Source organism: Salinispora goodfellowii (genome assembly GCF_059570675.1).
Window position 1 is genome coordinate 19,821 of sequence record NZ_JCANTD010000035.1, and the last position, 18,717, is coordinate 38,537.

Genomic DNA, 18,717 nt, shown 5'->3' on the forward strand with positions numbered 1-18,717 from the left:
CTACACGGCGTCACTGCGGCTCCGTTGCCGCAGTGCTCAAGTCCCGCCGGCGGCAGTCTAGGCCGGAGTTGACCGTCGGGGAGCCAACACTGTGACATCTCGTCGGTGCTCCCACTGACGATGTGTCAGGCGGTGCGGCCGGCGCTCGGCGGTAGTGCGCTTCACTGCCACCGAGCCGGGCCGACGGAGTCCGCCAGTGGATCACTATCGTGCCGCCTCATGACCGTGACGGGGACCGTTAGCGGTCCCCGTCACCACGGACTCAGCGCGGCAGTGGTGTCCCGGCCGGGCGCAGCGCCGTCCAGCCCTCGTCCCGGGTGCGAGCGGCGGCGAGTAGCCCGGCCACCGTCGCGGCGTTGGTGATCCCCCCAGCCAGAACCATCTCCACCGCCTCGTCCAGGGCGACCCGGACGATCTGAAGATCGGCTTCTTCCTCGGACCGGCCGTGTCGCCGGCCGACCGGCACCTCGGTGAGGTCGCGGGCCAGGAACACCCGGACCAGTTCATTGGTGAACCCGGGTGAGCTGTGCACATCGACCAGGACATCGAGCCGACCGGCGTTCAGGTCAGCCTCCTCGGCCAGTTCCCGGCCGGCGGCAGCGGCCGGGTCCTCGCCCGCGATATCCAGCAGGCCGGCCGGCAGCTCCCACAGGTGCCGGCCGACCGGGTGCCGATACTGCCGGATCAGCACCACCCGACCGGCCTCGTCCAGGGCCACCACCGATACCGCGCCGGGGTGTCGGGCACAGTCCCGCAGGGCGGTGCCGCCACCGGGCATGGTTACCTCGTCGGTGACCACATCGAAGATCCGACCCCGGTACCGCTCGACGCGCGAACGCACCTGGTAACGGTGCCCTGCCGTGCTCACGAAGTCGAAGCCGCCGGCACCGTGGAGGTCCCGCCGTTGCTGGCTGCCGTCGTCGCCGTACCGTCCAGGTCGACCGGGAGCTGATCAGCCTGCGAGTACGCGAGCGCCGCCGCCACGAAGGACGCGAACAGCGGGTGCGGGCGGGTCGGCCGGCTCTTCAGCTCCGGGTGCGCCTGGGTGGCCACGAAGAACGGGTGCAGGTCGCGGTCCAGTTCGACGAACTCGACCAGCCGGCCGTCCGGCGAGGTCCCCGAGATGTGCAGGCCCGCCTTGGTGAGCAGGTCACGGTAGGCGTTGTTCACCTCGTACCGGTGCCGGTGCCGCTCGCTGACCTCGGTGCTGCCGTACGCCTCGGCGACGATTGACCCCTCGGTGAGCACCGCTGGCCAGGCCCCGAGCCGCATGGTGCCGCCGAGGTCGCCCCGGCCCGCGACGATGTCCTCCTGGTCGGCCATGGTGGCGATGACCGGATGCATGGCCTCCCCGTCGAACTCCAGCGAGTTCGCACCGTCCAGCCCGGCGAGGTGGCGGGCCACCTCAATGGTCATGCACTGGAGGCCGAGGCAGAGGCCGAGCAGCGGAACGCCGTTCTCCCGGGCGTGCCGGACGGCGCCGACCTTGCCCTCGATACCGCGGACGCCGAACCCGCCCGGGATGACGACACCGTCAACACCGGCCAGGGCGGCCGCGGCACCGGCCGAGGTGACACATTCGTCGCTGGGCACCCACTTCAGCCGGACCCGGGCCCGGTGCCCGAAGCCGGCGGCACGGATCGCCTCACTCACCGACAGGTACGCGTCGGGCAGGTCAACGTACTTGCCCACGAGCGCGACGGTGATCGTGTGCCGGGGCTGGTGCACCCGCTCCAGCAGGTCGTCCCAGCGCGCCCAGGCCACGTCCCGGAAGGAGAGGCCGAGCCGACGCACCACGTACGCGTCGAGGCCCTCCCGGTGCAGCACCTTCGGGATGTCGTAGATGCTGGGTGCGTCCGCGGCGGCGGTGACCGCCTCCAGGTCAACGTCGCAGTAGAGGGCGAGCTTCTGCTTGACCTTGTCCGGGATTTCCCGGTCGCAGCGCAGTACCAGTGCGTCCGGCTGGATGCCGATGCTGCGCAGCTGCGCGACCGAGTGCTGGGTGGGCTTGGTCTTCAGCTCGCCCGACGGCGCCAGGTAGGGCACCAGCGAGACGTGCAGGTAGAAGCAGTTGTCCCGGCCCAGATCGTGACGAATCTGCCGGATGGCCTCCAGGAACGGCAGCGACTCGATGTCGCCGACGGTCCCGCCGACCTCGGTGATGACGACGTCCGGCACCTGGCCCTCGCCGTCCGGTTCGGCCATGCCGAGCACCCGCGACTTGATCTCGTTGGTGATGTGCGGGATGACCTGGACGGTGTCCCCCAGGTACTCACCGCGCCGCTCCTTGGCGATCACGTCCGAGTAGATCTGCCCGGTGGTGACGTTGGCCTTCCCGGACAGGTCCCGGTCGAGGAACCGCTCGTAGTGCCCGACATCGAGATCGGTCTCGGCGCCGTCCTCGGTGATGAAGACCTCACCGTGCTGGAACGGATTCATCGTCCCCGGATCCACGTTGAGGTAGGGGTCGAGCTTCTGCATCACCACACGCATGCCACGCGCGGTGAGCAGGCTGCCGAGGCTGGAGGCGGTCAGGCCCTTTCCCAACGAGGAGGCTACGCCCCCGGTGACGAAAATGTGCCTGGTCGTCTGTACTGAAGGGGCCAAGGCCTGCTCCCGTGTCGTCTGTCGCGGTCGTGCAGACCGCCGTGCCGATCAGCAGAGTGATCACGCGATCCACGGGATTCCACGCTAACACCCCACCTGGTCCCGCCGCCCGGCGCACCCGCTGATGGCATCACCTACCGCTACCGGATCAGGCCGACGTGACCTCGGCTGATGCCCGAGCCGTCGGGATCTTACCGGCGGTCGGGCCGGCCTCCCGCCGGTCCACCGCCGCCGAACCGGCGTCGCCGTCCGCAGCCGGTCCCGGGTGCTCGGCCGGACCGACGCCAGCCGGTGGCGAGCCAGCCGGGTCACCTGCGGCACCGGTGTCATCCGAGCGCTGACCTCGATCTGGCCCACCGCCGGTGCCGATCGAACCCGCGGGGCCGGCGTCCCCGCCGGACGTCGGACTGGTCCGGTCGGTGGAGTGGTCCAGGACCCGCAGCGCGGCGAGGGCCGCCATCGGCACCAGCACCGCGACCGCCGCCCCGGCGACGTCCAGCGCCACCCCGCCCAGCAGTCCGCCGAGCACCGCCGCGACCGCGGTGCCGGTCATCGCTCCCCGAACCGCCGGGTAGATGCCGAACAGCCGCCGCAGGCCACCCCACGGCTGCAGCAGGGCGAACCACACCAGGAGCACACCGGCCAGGGTCAGCACCGTCAACGGGCTGTCAAAGAACGTCCTCAGGTTGGCGGAGCTGACCCGGTGCACGCTCAGGCCCCCGGTCCCGTCGCCAACCGCGGCCAGGAACCGGCCCAGATCGCCTCGCTCGCCGATCGGACGGCCGAGGTCGACCAGGGCGAAACCCACCGTCACCGCCAGCCCGGCCATCGTTGCCCAGGCCAGGCGGGTAAGCGTCAACCAACCACTGGCGCTGATCGCCGCGGCGAGGCTCACCCCGGCGGTCAACGCGACCGCCCCGGTGGAGTCGGCACCGAGGTAGGGGCTGCCGACCAGCACGACGGCGACCCCACCGACGACCACGATCACCACCGGTCGCCGGGAGCGACGAACTCGCTGGGCGAGCCAGCCGGCCAGGAGCAGCACCCCGGCCAGCAGCACCCCAAGTCCCACCGTGCCCAGGCCGACGAAGCGGCCCCCATCCACCGCGGAGTAGCCCACGACGCCGTTGAGCTGCAGGTGAGCGCCGGTCAACACGTCGGCGCCGACCGTCAGCGTAGCCAGAAACGCCACCGCTCCCAGCGGCCCGAGGGTGCTCCCATAGCTGGGCAGGAACCGGACGAGCGCCGTCGCGGCGACGATCGACGCGAGGGTGGCCCCGGCGAAGTACCACCCGGGGTGCCCACCCCGCCACCACGGGACCAGGTCTGCCAGGAGTGCGGCCGGCAGGGCAAGCGCAGCCGCGACGAGCAGCAACTCCATCACCGCGACGATCCGCCGGGACACCGGCTGCGGGCCGTACGGGCCGGCGTGCCGTCGAGCCCGGCGCAGCAGCGGTAGCACGGCCACCCCGAGGAGCACCTGCACGGCGGCGAGTAACCCGAAGAACCAGCCGGCGACCCGGCGCTGGGCTGTGGCCTCCCGATCGGCGTCCACCGGGCCGGCGATCGCGGTGGCGAGGTCGGCGGGCCGGCCACCGACGGATTCGGCGGGCCGCCCCAGAAACGAACGCTCGGGCAGTGGCCGGCCCAGGGCGGTCAGCGCGGTCGGTGCGAGGTCAACCAGTTGCAGGTAGCCCGGACGGTCGGTGGTCGGGGAGGTCAGCCAGCCGCGTTCCCAGCCGTCACCATCGGCGACCGCGACGTGCAGTCGGGACGGCTCCTCGGTGTCCGCCACACCGGCGACGATGACCAGGGAGCGGGGCGGGCGGGCAGCCAGCACCCGGGCCAGCCGCGCGTCGGCCGCGCGGGCGGCAGCGGCCCGGTCCGCCGGATCCGTACCAGCGACCGCACCAAGATCGACGATGCTGAGCACGCACGAGCGCAGGAGGTCGGTCGGGTCCCCCGGCAGTTCCGGCGCGTACCGGTCCACCCGGCCAAACGGCCGGGCGGCGGCCACCGCCGCACCCGGGCCCACCGCAACCGAACAACGCACCGACTCCGACAGCGAGCCAGGCACGGCCCCCCAGGGGAGCCGTTCCTGGTTCGGTAGGACGGCACCCTCCTGATCTGGCAGGTTCGCACCGATTCCGTCCGGCCGCTCCACGACGACGTCGGTGGGCGGGCAGGCTCCCTCCGGCCGCTCGCCGGGCCAGGCGGCGAAGCTGCCCGCCCCAAGGGTGAGCCAGCCGTCCACCGGGCAGGTGGGCTGCTGGGCGGAGCGCGCCGCCAACGACCCGATCGAGCCCTCCTGCGCCAACCGCCACAGCGTTGGTGTCGTCTCCGCGTCCACGTCTTCCCAGCGCAGCCCGGCAACCCCGGCCAGGACCACGAAATCGGCGGTCCGCTCCGGGGTACGGGACGCCGGCCGGGCGGCCAGCGCGGCGACACCGAGCGCCACGACGAGTAGCGTCAGCAGGGCGGGGGTGAGTCGGCGCAGCATCACGGCTGTCCTGTCGAGGATGCGTCAGCGTCCGGGCTGGTGGGCCCGGCCATGCCCGGGGACAGTTCGGCATAGAGGGCGACGAGTTGGGCGCAGGTCTCCGCCTCGGTCGGCCAGGTATCCGCCTGCCGGCGGGCCCGCTGACCCAGTTCGGCCCGGCGGGCCGGATCAACCAGCAGGCCACCGACGGCGGTGTCAACCGCCTCGACATCACCCGGCGGCACCAGAATGGCCGCGTCGTCGACCAGCTCCGGCAAACCGCCGACCGCGGTCGCCACCAGCGGCACACCGACCCGCATCGCCTCCTGCGCGAACAGCTGCCGGGCCTCCCAGTCGCTGGTGACCACGGCGATGTCGGCGCCGGCCAGCAGGTCGGCCACATCAGTACGGTGCCCGAGCAGGGTCACCGGTGCGCGAGCAGCAGAGATCCGGGCGGCCAGTTGCAGGTACGCGGGTCCGCTACCGGCGATCACCACCGCCGGCACCGGGTCGCGGGCCCGCCACCGGGCAGCGGCGTCAACCAGGACGTCGTACCGCTTCTGGGGATGCAGTCGGCCAACCGAGAGGATCAGCGGCTGGTCGTTGCCGACGCCGAACTCGGCGCGGACCGCGTCGCGGCGGCGGTGCGGCTCGGGCAGGGGCGGCGCGGCGACCGGGGCGAACCGGGCGTCCGGCGCACCCAGGGCGGTGGCGCGTGCGACCAGGTCGGCGGAAGCACCGAGGGTCACCTGAGCGCCACGGGCAACAACCCGCTCGACCAGGCGGGACACGCTGCCGCGCAGGCCGCCGCTGAGGACGGCATTGTGCCAGGTCACCACCAGTGGGGCAGCTGGCCGGGCGACGACGGCGACCAGTCCGGCGCGCAGCCCGTGCGCATGCACCACAGCGACCGGTTCGGCGGCTAGGGCCCGGCGAAACGCGGTCACCGCCCGCAGGTCGGCGGGGGTCGGGCTGGCGGGAATCTCCACCGCCCGGAAACGGGCGCCGGCACCGGTGAAATCGAACTGCTCTTCGGTCGCGGCCGGGCCGCAGACCAGCACCGCGACGCCCGCGCCGATCAGCCCGGTGGTCAACGACCGGACGTGTTGTCCCACACCGCCGGTGCTGGAGGCGAGCAGCAGGGCGACCGTGGCGCCCCGGCCGGCCCGCGGGGTCGGTTCCGTCACCGGGACACCGTCTCCTTCCCGTCGCCCCGCTCCGGGGGAACGTCATCCTTCCGCTGCCCGCCAGCCGGGGTGGCCGACCGCCTCCCGCGGGTCAGCCCGAGCTTTCGCAGCGCTCCGGCGAGCAGTGGTCGTACGTCCGGCCGGTCCAGTGTCCAGACCACCGCGAGGAACACGACACTGACCACGACACCGGACAGCATGCCCTGTACGAGGGCCACCGGCGCACTCGGGGTGCCGTCGATGGTCGCCAGCAGTGACCGCGCCACCGCCCAACCCACCAACGCCGCGAGCCCTCCGCCGACCAGGCCGGCGGTCCCGGCGCGACGGATTCCGGCGAGCGCGGTGGCGCCGGCGGTCCGTCGGACGGCGAGCACCAGCAGGGTACCGAGCACCATCATCCCCACCGAATTCGCCAGGGTGACCGCCGGAACCCGGTCCCGCAGCGGCAGCGCGGCGCTGAGCAGCAACGCCGCGGCGGGCACCACGAGAAAACCGACGGCGATCGCGCCGGTGGCCGCCCGCGCCTGTCCCCGCGCGTAGAGGGCACGGCTCAGCACGGCGAAGAGCCCGTAGCCAATCAAGCCGGGCGCGAAACCGGCGATCCCGGCAGCGGCGGTCGCCGCCGCGCCGCCGGCGAAGAAGAAGTGCCCCACTGGCACGGCCGTACCGACCAGGACGGCCGCACCGAGGCAGCTCAGCAGCAGCACTCCCCGGGCGGCGGGGGCCAGCGTTGCCCGGTACGCCGTCTCGTCCCCGACGGACCCGGCGGCGGCCAGGCTCGGATAGGCGGCTACCGCCAATGGCACCGCCAGCACCGCCCACGGCAGCAGGTAGACCGTCTGGGCGAGCTGGAACGCGCCGAGGTTGCTGACCGCACCGTAGGAGACCTGGTTCAGGCTCACCACGAGCGCCACCTGCTGCGCGGTCACCGTCACCGCGCCGGCCACCGCGAGTCCACCGACCCGGGTACGGGCGTCGGCGGGGAAGCTGAAGCCGAGCACCGGCGCGTATCCCAGCCGGCGGAACGGGATCAGCAGCGACAGGGAAAGCACCGCCACTCCGGCGGTTGTTCCCAACGACAGCAGCAGTTCACCGCCGCGGCTAACGCCCGCCACACTGGCCAACCGCCCCTCGGTGAGGGTGAAGCCCAGGTAGACCGCGATGACGGTGAGGCTGGACAGCAGTGGGGCGATCACCGGCCAGGCGAACCGGCGGTGCGCCTGGAGCACCCCGGTGAGCACGATGCCGACCCCGTACAGCGGCAGTTGCGGGGCGAACACCCGCAGCATCCGCTCGCCGCTGGCCTGCTGGGCGGGGTCCAGTCCGCCGCCCAGCAGCTCCACGATCGGGCCGGCCAGCAGTGCCACCGCCAACGCGAGTGGCACCAGCAGGGTAAGAACCCAGGTCAGCAGCGCCCCGGTGGTCCGGGCAACCGTCTCCCGGTCCGCCGCCGCCACCGGAGCGGCCAGCAGCGGCACCACCAGGCTGGCGAGGGCACCGCCGGCGACCATCTCGAAGATCACGTTCGGAGCGGCGTTCGCCACCACATACGTGCCACCAAGATCGGTGGGCGCGAGCGTCCAGGTGAACACGGCGGTACGACCAAAGCCGGCGAGCCGACTGACCACGGTGAGTACGGCGATCAGCGCGGCGGCCCCGGCTACTCGGCCGGCGGCGGCGGATGGGGCCGGTTTCGTCACGTCAGTCGGCGCGGCGGCCCAGCGCGTCCAGCTCGCGCAGCCCCGGGGTCTGCTGGATGACCTGGGTGAAGCTGATCCGCTCGCTGGCGGCGGTGAGCCCGGCGAGGACGGCGAGCAGACCGGCCCGGCCGGCCGGTCCGGTGCGCGCCGCGAGCGTGACGCCGAGCAGCGCACCGAGCGCGTTGGCGCCGCTGTCGCCGAGCATCACCTCCTCGGCGAGGTCAGCGGGGAGCAGCCCGGCGGCGGCGCCAGCCGCACCGGCGACGATCCCGCCGTGCCCACTGGCGACCAACGGTGCGCCGAGCAGCAGCCCGGACTTCACCGCCCGGCCGGGCCGCAGGTCGAGCAGGTTGACGAGGTTGGCGGTGCCGGCGATCACGCCCGCACCGAGGAGGACGTCCATGCCCCGGCCGACCGCGCCCTGCCGCTGCCGGCGCGGGTGCCGGGCGACATCCGGGTCACCGGCGAGCAGCGCGGCGGCGGCGAGCCCCGCCGCACCCACGCCGACGATCTTGACTAGGCCGGCGGTGATCCGCCCTTCGCGCAGCCCAGCTAGGTGCCCGGCGAAGCCTTTGGCGGCCTTCTGCTCCGGCCGGGCGCCGACCACGTCGTCGTAGAGCCCCACCGCCCCGGCGCCGAGGCCGGCGACCAGGGCAGCTCCGCCGGCAGCGGGACCCGGTGCGCCGGCGGCACCGGCGACCGCGGCACCGGTAGCGAGCGCCGGGCCGGCCGCCAGGGTCACCGGCCGGCCCCGAAAGTTCGTCCGCTCCAACGCTGGACCCGCCGGTGAGGTCCGTGTCGCACGCAACGCGTAACGGGCGACGCCGGCGCCGACGCCGGCGACGACGAGACGACCCAACCACCTCACGCCGTCACCTCGCGCGCCACAATGATCAACTGATCCGCTTGGCTGTTGCCCGCGGCGGGCTGCTCGGCACGCTCACTCACGCCGACTCCTTCCGGTTGGCTGGCCAGGACCTGATGTTGATCGTCACGATCATTGGGGCCGTCTAGGAACCAGCGACGCCGCGTTGTCGCCGACACCATAGTGACCGGCCTTGTCCTCGTTGACCTGCTGTACCAGGGCGAGCGCGGTGACCAGCTGCCCCTGGGTCGTGTTGGCGTTGTCGACCGTGGAGATCTCCCCGGCCAGCACCGCGTCGCCCCGAACGAAGGCCACCAGGTTCCCGTCTTCCGAGCCGTTGCCGCCGACCACAGTCGCGCCGGTCCGATCAAACTGCTCAGTGACCTTGACCACCGACTCGTCCTTTTTCGAGGATTCCTTGTCCGTGTACGGCAGGCCACTGACAACCACGACCGCCTCTGCCGACTGGGTGAGCCGCTCGGAGGTGGTGAGATAGTTGGCGTTGGCGTACGCGGCCAGCACGGCCCGCCGGTCGGCCTCACTGATCGGCGTCGCCTCCGGCGCCCCGTCCAACAGCACCGTGGCCAGCAACGCGCTGGAGGTCTCCACGCCGTGCCCATTGCCGGGCAGGTTGGTGGTCGGCGCGTTGGTGGGACGGGCCGCGGTGACGGCCAGCTCCAGCAGGTCGTTGTTGTTGTCCGGGTTGATGAACTTGTCCTGCAGGTCAACTCGGCCGACCACGTCGGCGTTGCCGAGCTGAAGCATCTTGACCACACCGTCGGTGTGTTTACGCCCCGTCGGCAGGCTGAGCACCAACACCCGCTTGCCGGTGAGCCGGCCCGGCAGGACCACCCCGGCCAACTCGGCGGCGAAGTCATCCTCACGGGTCAACTCCTCCTCAAGGTTGTTGACCGCCTGACGCCGCACCTGGTTGTCTTTCCGCAGCTCGTTGACGTTGTCATTGAGGGCGTCCGCCACCGGCCCGTTGAGCGCGGTGGTACCAACCACCAGGCCGATCGCCAGCGCCAGGAAAACCGCGGTCAGGGACACCACGTGGTACCGGAAGTTGATCACACCTGCAGCCTCTTTGTCGGGTGGACCGGCGTCAGAAGAGCCGTTCCAGCTGGAACACAAAATTGTTCCACCACTCGGAGACCACACCCAGGTACGCCTTACCGACGGTGGAGACCGCCACGGCCGAGGCCATCGCGGCAATCGCGGACAGCACCAGCAGCAGCAACGAGGACCCGGAGATGCCCTGCCGGTAGAGCCGGCTCACGCCTTTGGCGTCAACCAGCTTGCCGCCGACCTTCAGCCGGGTGAGGAAGGTCGACGCCATCCCACCCCGCCCCTTGTCCAGGAACTCGACGAGCGTGGCGTGCGTGCCGACCGCCACCAGGAGCGAGGCGCCCTTCTCGTCGGCGAGCAGCATCGCCAGGTCCTCGCTGGTGGCGGCGGCGGGAAAGGTGACCGCCGGGACGCCGAGACCATTGACCCGGGCCAGCCCGGGCGCCCGCCCGTCCGGGTAGGCGTGCACCACGACCTCAGCGCCGCACCGCAGCACATCATCGGTCACCGAATCCATGTCACCAATGATCAAATCGGGTGGGTAGCCGGCCTCGACCAGGGCGTCCGCCCCGCCGTCCACGCCAATGAGCACCGGCTTGAACTCCCGGATGTACGGGCGCAGCACATCCAGGTCGGCCTTGTAGTCGTAGCCGCGCACCACGATCAGGCAGTGTCGGCCCTGAATTTCGGTGCGGATGTCCGGAACGCCCACCCCGTACAGCAGCAGGTCCCGCTCCTGCTTCAGGTAGACCATGGTGTTCGCGGCAAACGCCTCCAGCTGGACCGAAAGCCCTTCCCGAGCATCGGCCATCGCCTTCCCGATGGTCTCCGCATCCTGCAGATCACCGTGGGCTACCGGCTCTTCGCCCAGATAGACCGTATTGCCATCGATCCGGACGGTGTCGCCCTCCTGGATCCGTTCGAAGACGCCCTCGCCCAGGTCGTCCAGGAGCGGAATACCGGCCTCGATCAGCACTTCCGGGCCGAGATTGGGATAGCGGCCCGAGACCGACGGCTTGGCGTTGAGGACAGCGCCGACACCAACCGCGACCAGTGAATCGGCGGCGACCCGGTCCAGGTCGACGTGATCGATCACCGCAATGTCACCGGGACGAAGCCGGCCAACCAGACGTTTGGTCCGGCGGTCCAGGCGGGCAATGCCGCTGGCCCGGCCCGGCTCAGCGGCTCGGGTCCAACGCAACATGGGTAGACGCATCGTGACCATCCTGGCATGTGAAGCGGGCGACCTTCACGCGACATGCCTGCCCGGGCCGCCAGTCCAGACAAGCACACTACTGCGTGGGGGCGGTGTGCCGGCGGTACGCCCGGCCCGCGGCTACGCCCGCCGCTCCCGCGCGGCAACCGCCAGCAACTCCTCAGCGTGCGCGATGCCCAGATCCGAATCCGGCAACCCCGCAAGCATACGGGCGAGTTCCCGCGCCCGTTCCATGTCCTCGACCACCCGCACCCCACTGGTCGTCACCGCACCACCGGTGTCCTTCGCCACCACCAGGTGCCGGTCGGCGAACGCAGCGACCTGGGGCAGGTGGGTGACGACGAGCACCTGGTGGCTGCGAGCCAGCCGGGCCAGCCGACGGCCGATCTCCACCGCGGCCTGGCCACCAACCCCGGCGTCAACCTCGTCGAAGACCAGCGTGGGCGGACCGCCCGAGCCGGCGAAGACCACCTCGATGGCGAGCATCACCCGGGACAGCTCACCACCGGAGGCACCCCGCTGCAGCGGCAGGGCTGGCGCACCCGGATGGGCCAACAGGCGCAGCTCCACCTCATCGCCGCCGTCTGGCCCGATCCCGACCTCGACACCATTGACCGAAAGGCCGGGTTCGGACTTCCCCACCGGGCGGGGCAGCACCCCCACCTCGACCCGAGAGTGCGGCATGGCCAACCCCGCCAGTTCCGTGGTGACCTGCGTCGCAAACCGGGCCGCCACCTCCTGCCGCGCCACCGACACCCGACCCGCCAACTCGGCCACCTCGCCGGCCAGCCGGGACACCTCCCGGTCCAACTCATCAAGCAGTTCGTCCGAGGAATCTAGATCGGACAGTTGGGCCCGCGCCCGCTCCGCCCAGGCGATCACCCCGTCGGTGTCGTCGGCGTACTTGCGGGTCAGCGCCCGCAACGCGACCCGCCGCTCGTAGACCGCCTGCAGCCGCGCCGGATCAGCGTCGAGCCCCGCCAGGTACGTCGACAACTCCGCGGAGACATCCGCGATCAGGGTCGCCGCCTCCTCCAAGCGAGTCGCCAGTTCCCCCAAGGCGGGGTCGGTGCCGGACTGCCCGTCCAGGGTGCGGCGGGCGGCGCCGAGTAGCGTCGTGACATCCGGGGTGTCCTCGGCGGCCTCCATTCCCCCAGACACGCACTGCTGGGCCAGCCGCGCCGCCGTCCGCAGCCCCTCGGCGTGCTCCAGCCGCTGCGCCTCCGTCTTGAGCTCGTCATCCTCGCCCGGCTGCGGATCAACCCGGGTGATCTCGTCGAGACCGAGGCGCAGCAGGTCGGCTTCCCGATTCCGCTCCCGCGCGTTTCGACGCCGGCTGGCCAGGTCGTCCACCACCGACCGCCACCGGGTATACACCTCGCGTAGCGCGTCGAGCAGCTTCTCGTGCTCCGGACCGGCGAACCGATCGAGCGCGGCGCGCTGCTCGGCCGGGCGCAACAACCGCAGTTGGTCAGACTGACCGTGCACCGCGAGCGCCTGCTCACCCACCTCGGCGAGCATCGACACCGGCATGCCCCGGCCGCCGAGATGGGCCCGAGAACGGCCTTCTGTGGTGACAGTGCGGCTGAGCAACACCGAGCCGTCCTCGTCCGGGTCACCGCCCGCGTCGATGATCCGGGCAGATACGGTCTCGGCTGCCCTTCCGGCCAGCCGCAGTCGACCCTCGACCACCGCGCGGCCGGGCTCGGCCCGCACCCGCCCGGTGTCGGCACGCCCGCCAAAGAGCAGACCGAGACCGGTCACCACCATGGTCTTACCCGCACCGGTCTCACCAGTGATCACGTTCATTCCGCCGGTCAACGGCAGCGTCGTGTCCTCGATGACACCCAGTCCGGTGATGCGTAGCTCTTCCAGCACAGCATCCGACAGTAGACGCGGTGCCCGACGCTTGACCAGTCGACAGCCGCGGGCACCGGCGGTGGCAAGCTCAGTGTCGGCCGCCCCGCCAGCCCTGCACCGGCAGATCAAACTTGGCCACCAGCCGGTCGGTGAACGGCCGGGCCGTCAGCTGCACGATCCGCACCGGCAGGGCCCCGCGCCGCACCGTCACCCGGGCTCCCGGCGGAAGGTCGTACACCCGCCGTCCGTCACAACAGAGCACCGCGAGGCTGGTGAAGGGGTCCACGGTGATGACGAGGGTGGACGTGGGCGCGGTGACCAGCGGCCGGCTGAAGAGCGCGTGCGCGCTGATCGGCACCAACAACAGGGCCTCCACCTCGGGCCACACGACCGGGCCACCGCCGGAGAACGCGTAGGCCGTGGAGCCGGTGGGAGTGGCGCAGACGACTCCATCACAGCCGTAGCGGGACAGCGGCCGCCCGTCAACGTCCACGAGGAGCTCGAGCATCTGGGCCCGCTCCCCCTTCTCAACGCTGATCTCGTTCAACGCCCAGGACTCGATCGTCGGTCCATCGTCGAACTCGGCAGTAACATCCAGGGTGAGCCGTTCGTCCACCGTGTAGTTACGACGCACCACATCCCGGACCACCGAGTCCAGGTGGTCGATCTCAGCCTCAGCGAGGAAGCCGACCTTACCGAGGTTGATCCCGAGTAGTGGCACCTTCGCCGGCCGGGCCAGCTCGGCGGCCCGCAGAAACGTACCGTCCCCACCCAACGCGAAGACGATCTCAGCACCCTCCGCGGCCTCCGGACCAGTCACCGGCACCGCCCCGGGGAGGTCGAGATCCTCGGCCTCCTCGGCGAGAACGCGAATAACGAAGCCGGCCGCGATCAGATCCCCGGCCACCGCCCGTGCGTGTTCGGTGCTGCGTCGCCGCCCGGTGTGCGTCACCAGCAGCGCGGTCCGGTTCACCACGCCCGCCGTACCGTCCGCGGCCCGTTGTCGGCCCCGCACGCCACCCGGCCCACCCAACCGCTCACCCCGCTACCTCCTCCGTCGCCACGCCGGACCGACCGCCGGTGGCCCCGACCGTCACCACCGCCCGCACCCGCTCCGGATCAGCCGGCGGGGCGTCCCGGCGTAACCATACGAAGAACTCGACGTTCCCGCTGGGCCCCGGCAACGGGCTGGCACAGACATCAGCGAGACCCAACCCGAGCTGGTCCGCCGCAACCGCCACCGCCAGCACCGCCTCGGCCCGCAACGCTGGATCGCGCACCACACCCCCGGCCCCGACCCGATCGCGCCCCACCTCGAACTGCGGCTTCACCATCAACGCCAGATCGCCGTCCGGTCGGGTACAGGCTGCCAGGGCCGGCAACACCAGCCGCAGGGAGATGAACGACAGGTCTGCGACGGTAAGGTCGACCGGACCGTCGATGGCCGCTGGCGTGAGGGTGCGCACGTTGGTCCGCTCGAAGACGCGTACCCGCTCGTCGTTGCGCAGTGGCCAGGCAAGCTGCCCGTACCCGACATCAACCGCCACCACCTCGGCCGCGCCGGCGCGCAGCAGCACGTCGGTGAACCCGCCCGTGGAGGCACCGGCGTCGAGGCAGCGCCGCCCGGTGGCGGTCAGCCCACTCGGACCGAAGGAGGCCAGGGCCCCAGCCAGCTTGTGCCCGCCCCGCGAGACGTACTCCGAAGCCGGATCCGCCCCGGTGACCAGCAACGGATCGGCGGGGTCAACCAGCGCGGCAACCTTTCGGGCGGGGACCCCGCGAAGCTGAACGCGGCCAGCCTCCACCAAGGCGGCGGCCTGCTCGCGCGAGCGGGCCAGGCCGCGGCGGACGAGTTCCGCATCCAACCGGGTACGACGTGCCATACCTGTTTCTCCGGCTCTTAGGACTGGTCAATGCTGGCGAGGGTTTCCCGCAGTGTTTCGTACGCCGCCTCGTACTGCGCGATCTGGTCCGCCAGGGGTAGTCCGGCGGCGTTGACCATCGCCCGCACGGCGGCGTCAACCGCCGGGTTCGGCGCCGCCGTCTCGCCACCGGCCTTCTCGGCGGCGAACCCAGCCGGGGGCGCTGGTCGCGGTGCCCCCGGTCCGGTGCCTGGCGGAGCGCCCGGTGCCGGACCGGGACGGGGCAGGGCGGTCACGGCCGCCCTCCAGCGGAGCCCGAGCAGCGGTGGACGGTGCTCACTCCGGGCCGCCCGGCTGCTGCCTACCCGGCGCCTTCTTCGCGACCGTCGGCTTCCCAAGCGTCTGCTTTCCAAGCGTCTGCTTCGCGGCTGTTTTCTTCGCCGGGCTGGCTGCGGTCACGGTGGTTTCGGACGAAGGGTCCGCTGCCGCGGTAGGCGGAACAGTCTGCGGCGACACCGCCGGTTCCGCAGCACCACCCGGCGCGATCGGATGATCTGCGTCCACGTCCGTCGGATGATCCGCGTCCACGTCCGTCGGATGATCCGCGTCCACGTCCGTCGGATGAACTGCGTCCACGTCCGCCACAGTGTCGCTGCCGGCACGCGTCGTCGCCGATCCGGTTGGTGCCTCCCGAAGCTGCCGCTCCAACTCGCGTACCCGCCGGGTCAGCTCGGTCACCTCGTCGGCGGTGGCGAGGCCGACAGCGCCGAGCGCCCGTTCGACCTCGAACCGGACCAGCTTGGCCAGTGCTTCCCGGTTGGCCGCACTGGTGGAGACCAGTTCCTCGGCAAACGCCTGAAGCTGGACCGCGGTAGCGCCGCCAGCGCCGACCAGCCGCCGCGCCGTCTCCTGGGCCTTCCGCCGAGGCGCCTCCGTCAGGCCCGTGGCCAACGCAAGGTAGGAACGCCACGCGTCCTGCATGCCTGAGTCCTTCCACGAGAGGGGAATGTGCGGTCCTCACGCTACCGGCGTGGCCAGGCCACCCGTGCGGTACGGTGCCGGAGAGTGGGTGTGGCAAGTCGTGGAGGCGATGTGGCTAGCGTTGACGAGTGCCGGCAGGCGTTACGGGACCTCACCGCCCGGCTGAACGGAAACGCCGAGACGGTGCGCGAGCGCGTCGGCTTGGACCGGACGCTGGCCTGCCGGATAACCGACCTGGATGCCGCGTTCCACGGCCGCCTCACCGACGGCCAACTGACCGACCTCGCCGACGGTGACGACCCGAAGGCCAAGATCGCACTGAGCACCACCAGCGAGGACCTCCTCGCCCTGGTCCGGGGGGAACTGGACATCACCCGCGCGGTGGCATCCAGACGGGTATCGGTCAAGGCCAGCCCGTTCGACCTGATAAAACTTCGCAAACTGCTCGGGGCGAGCTGAACACGGCCCTATTCCCCGCGCCCCTCTGCTGAGCTGCTCAGCTGGACGACAGGTCGAAGGTCGCCAGCGCCCGCTCAGCCGCCGAGGAGACCGCCCGCACCGGGGATGACAGCCCTCCGGTGGACCACGCCGCCGCGCAGAGCGCCGGCAGCGCGTCCAGCGGGCGTCCCGCACCGGACAGCTCCAGCCGGCCGTCCCGAACCACTGCGGACCACCCATCGGCCTCCGCCGGACCTGGCACCCGCACCGCCGCGGCCGGCTCGAAGAGCCCCGCCAGGTCCGCTGACACAAATGTCGGTCGACGCTCTGGTCCGGTAGCCAGCAACTCGGCCACGTCGCTAACCCCGGTCAGCACCAACAAGCTGTCCAGCCCCGCTCGGACCGCACCCTCGATGTCGGTGTCCAGGCGGTCGCCGACGACCAGGGCACGCCCCCCGCTGGCCCGCCGGGAGGCAGCGACGAAAAGCTCCGGCGCCGGCTTACCCACGACCAGGTCTGGGTCCCGACCGAGCGCGATCCGCACCGCGGCGACCAAGGCACCGTTGCCGGGGAGTGGACCCCGCTTGCTGGGCAGCGTGCGGTCAGTGTTGGTAGCAATCCAGGTCGCCCCGCCCCGAATCGCCGCCGTTGCCTCAGCCAGGTCGGCCCAGCCCACCTGCGGGCCGTACCCCTGAACCACCGCGGCCGGATCGTCCTCGGCCCGCGCGACCGGGGTAAGCCCGGCAGCGCGGATCTCGGCACGCAACGCCTCCGCCCCCACAACCAGGATCCGCGTCCCCGCGGGATGCCGCTCGCGGAGTAGCTGCGCGGTCGCTGCCGCGGAGGTCAGCACCTCCTCCGGGCGGGCGACGATGCCCATACCGGTGAGCAGGTCGGCCACCTCACTGGACCGGCGAGAGGCGTTGTTCGTGGCGTACGCGACGGCCCGGTCTTCGGCATGCAGCTGGCGCACCGCCTCGATCGCCCCGGGGATCGGCTGGTCGACCAGGTAGATCACCCCGTCCAGGTCAAAGATGACCAGGGCGTACCCGTCAACCAGCCGCATTCCGCCGGTCCGCGTCACTTCCTGGTACCCGCCTCATCGCCGTCCACCGGGGTTTCCGAGTCACCACCGGACCGCTGCGTGCTGAGACCGCTCGGGTCACCAGTACTGGCCTCCGGGGTGTCGTCAGCACCGTCGTCCGAGGCATCGTCCGAGGCGTCGTCCGAGGCGTCGTCCGAGGCATCGTCCCGGGCCGCGGCCGACTCAGCGTCGGGCGCGTCCCCGTCAACGAGTACAGCATCCGGCTCTTCCGATTCCGCGCCGAGGGCACCCGGGCCAGCGGCGACGTCCTCGACGTCGTCCTCCTCCTCGTCGCCTTCGATCAGCACCCCGTCGAGCTCCAACAGGCGCTCAGCCGCGTCGGTCGCTCCGTCAGTGTCGACCTCCGCAGCACGGGAGAACCACTCTCGGGCCTCCTCACGCCGGCCAACCGCGAGCAGCGCATCCGCGTAGGCGTACCGCAGCCGTACCGTCCACGGCTCCGCCGCCTCCCCGGTCAGTTCCGGCACCTGGAGCATCGCCACCGCAGCGTCCTTCTGGCCCAGGTCGCCCCGTGCGCCAGCCGCAACGATCAGCAGTTCCCCAGCGACCGCGCGGTCCAACTCCTTCCGGTCTGCCCCCCGGTACAGATCGACCGCCCGCTCCGGACGGCCGAGCGCCCGCTCGCAGTCAGCGAGCACCGCGAGGTGACTCTGCAGGCCGGTCATCCGGTGGTACGTCCGCAGTTCGCCGACCGCCGTCTGCCATTCACCGGCGTGGTATGCGGCCAGGCCGACTGCCTCGCGGACGGCAGCGATACGGGCGGCGAGCCGCCGGGCTGCAACGGCATGCGCCAGTGCCTCAGCTGGGTCCTCGTCAATCAGCTGACCGACCGCAACCAGGTGTCGGGCCACCTTCTCGGCGGTCGGCTTGGCCAAGGCGAGCAGTTCGGCACGAACGTCTTTGTCCAGGTCGGTGGCGACGATCTCCTCAGGAAGCTCCGGTCCTACCGGGGCATCAGGCTCAGACCGGCGCTCCGCACGGCGGTCGCCACCACGGAAGCCATCCCGGTCACCGCCCCGGTAACCGCCCTCACGGCGGTCACCACCGCGGTAGCCGTCCCGGTCGCCGCCGCGGTAGCCACCCTCGCGGCGCTCACCACCACGACGCTCACCATCGCGGTAGCCACCCTCACGACGCTCACCGCCGCGGAAGCCACCTTCACGGCGCTCACCACCACGACGCTCGCCACCACGGAAGCCATCCCCGTCGCCACCGCGGTAGCCACCCTCACGACGCTCACCGCCGCGGTAGCCATCCCGGTCACCGCCCCGGTAGCCACCCTCACGACGGTCGCCACCGCGGAAGCCGTCCCGGTCACCGCCGCGGTAGCCACCCTCACGACGCTCACC

General features: G+C 71.6%; 16 protein-coding genes and 1 pseudogene. 2 read left to right on the forward strand and 15 right to left on the reverse strand.

What is annotated here, in order from left to right:
- Positions 1–262: 262 nt before the first annotated feature.
- The 13 genes from T398_RS22915 to T398_RS22975 form a co-directional block, all read right to left on the reverse strand.
- Positions 263–868, reverse strand: a complete 606-nt coding sequence (locus T398_RS22915) for an NUDIX domain-containing protein (protein ID WP_496449878.1) — start codon at positions 866–868, stop codon at positions 263–265.
- Positions 865–2,607, reverse strand: a complete 1,743-nt coding sequence (gene pyrG / locus T398_RS22920) for a CTP synthase (RefSeq protein ID WP_496449879.1) — start codon at positions 2,605–2,607, stop codon at positions 865–867. Before pyrG ends, T398_RS22915 begins: the two co-directional genes overlap by 4 nt.
- Positions 2,608–2,755: 148 nt before the next feature.
- Positions 2,756–5,107 carry a hypothetical protein gene (locus T398_RS22925; RefSeq protein WP_496449881.1) on the reverse strand — a complete coding sequence of 784 codons (2,352 nt, stop codon included), beginning with the start codon at positions 5,105–5,107 and terminating at the stop codon, positions 2,756–2,758.
- Positions 5,107–6,273: a glycosyltransferase family 4 protein gene (locus tag T398_RS22930; protein WP_496449883.1), complete on the reverse strand. Its 1,167-nt coding sequence runs from the start codon at positions 6,271–6,273 to the stop codon at positions 5,107–5,109. The genes T398_RS22925 and T398_RS22930 overlap by 1 nt, the downstream gene beginning before the upstream one ends.
- Positions 6,270–7,973 (reverse strand): murein biosynthesis integral membrane protein MurJ, encoded by a 1,704-nt coding sequence (gene murJ, locus T398_RS22935; protein WP_496449885.1) that lies wholly within the window; start codon positions 7,971–7,973, stop codon positions 6,270–6,272. Before murJ ends, T398_RS22930 begins: the two co-directional genes overlap by 4 nt.
- 1 nt (position 7,974) lies before the next feature.
- Positions 7,975–8,841, reverse strand: coding sequence for a hypothetical protein (locus tag T398_RS22940; RefSeq protein WP_496449886.1), 867 nt, complete (start codon positions 8,839–8,841; stop codon positions 7,975–7,977).
- A gap of 129 nt (positions 8,842–8,970) precedes the next feature.
- Positions 8,971–9,912, reverse strand: coding sequence for a copper transporter (locus T398_RS22945; RefSeq protein ID WP_496449888.1), 942 nt, complete (start codon positions 9,910–9,912; stop codon positions 8,971–8,973).
- A 31-nt stretch (positions 9,913–9,943) separates the two neighbouring features.
- The gene (gene steA / locus T398_RS22950; RefSeq protein WP_496449890.1) at positions 9,944–11,122 is read right to left on the reverse strand and encodes a putative cytokinetic ring protein SteA; all 1,179 of its coding nucleotides are present in this window, start codon (positions 11,120–11,122) and stop codon (positions 9,944–9,946) included.
- Positions 11,123–11,242: 120 nt separating this feature from the next.
- Complete coding sequence (recN, locus tag T398_RS22955; RefSeq protein WP_496449891.1) at positions 11,243–13,000, reverse strand: DNA repair protein RecN; 1,758 nt, start codon at positions 12,998–13,000, stop codon at positions 11,243–11,245.
- A gap of 70 nt (positions 13,001–13,070) precedes the next feature.
- Positions 13,071–13,955 (reverse strand): NAD kinase, encoded by an 885-nt coding sequence (locus T398_RS22960; protein WP_496449905.1) that lies wholly within the window; start codon positions 13,953–13,955, stop codon positions 13,071–13,073.
- 64 nt (positions 13,956–14,019) lie between these two features.
- Positions 14,020–14,865 (reverse strand): TlyA family RNA methyltransferase, encoded by an 846-nt coding sequence (locus tag T398_RS22965; RefSeq protein ID WP_496449893.1) that lies wholly within the window; start codon positions 14,863–14,865, stop codon positions 14,020–14,022.
- Positions 14,866–14,882: 17 nt separating this feature from the next.
- A complete protein-coding gene (locus tag T398_RS22970; RefSeq protein WP_496449895.1) occupies positions 14,883–15,140 on the reverse strand; it encodes a hypothetical protein in 258 nt (85 codons plus the stop codon).
- A 40-nt stretch (positions 15,141–15,180) separates the two neighbouring features.
- Positions 15,181–15,825 (reverse strand): phasin family protein, encoded by a 645-nt coding sequence (locus tag T398_RS22975; RefSeq protein WP_496449897.1) that lies wholly within the window; start codon positions 15,823–15,825, stop codon positions 15,181–15,183.
- A gap of 111 nt (positions 15,826–15,936) precedes the next feature.
- Here T398_RS22975 and T398_RS22980 point away from each other — a divergent pair, with 111 nt between their 5' ends.
- Complete coding sequence (locus T398_RS22980; protein ID WP_496449899.1) at positions 15,937–16,284, forward strand: SCP2 sterol-binding domain-containing protein; 348 nt, start codon at positions 15,937–15,939, stop codon at positions 16,282–16,284.
- Positions 16,285–16,321: 37 nt separating this feature from the next.
- On the opposite strand, the gene T398_RS22985 is transcribed toward T398_RS22980, so the two are convergent.
- Together T398_RS22985 and T398_RS22990 are read right to left on the reverse strand one after the other, a co-directional pair.
- On the reverse strand, positions 16,322–17,347 hold the full coding sequence (locus tag T398_RS22985) for an HAD-IIA family hydrolase (protein WP_496449900.1): 1,026 nt from the start codon (positions 17,345–17,347) through the stop codon (positions 16,322–16,324).
- Entirely contained in the window at positions 17,344–18,219 is an 876-nt protein-coding gene (locus tag T398_RS22990; RefSeq protein ID WP_496449906.1) for a Replicase polyprotein 1ab, read from the reverse strand. Before T398_RS22990 ends, T398_RS22985 begins: the two co-directional genes overlap by 4 nt.
- Here T398_RS22990 and T398_RS22995 point away from each other — a divergent pair.
- A pseudogene (locus T398_RS22995) lies at positions 18,208–18,717 on the forward strand (hypothetical protein); the annotation flags it as partial. The gene T398_RS22990 and the pseudogene T398_RS22995 sit on opposite strands and share 12 nt — an antisense overlap.

Bases quoted from the DNA above. Each gene is read 5' to 3' on its own strand.
- T398_RS22975 (WP_496449897.1), bottom strand. From the start codon at position 15,825: ATGCAGGACGCGTGGCGTTCCTACCTTGCGTTGGCCACGGGCCTGACG.
- T398_RS22965 (WP_496449893.1), bottom strand. From the start codon at position 14,865: ATGGCACGTCGTACCCGGTTGGATGCGGAACTCGTCCGCCGCGGCCTG.
- steA (WP_496449890.1), bottom strand. From the start codon at position 11,122: ATGCGTCTACCCATGTTGCGTTGGACCCGAGCCGCTGAGCCGGGCCGG.
- T398_RS22925 (WP_496449881.1), bottom strand. From the start codon at position 5,107: ATGCTGCGCCGACTCACCCCCGCCCTGCTGACGCTACTCGTCGTGGCG.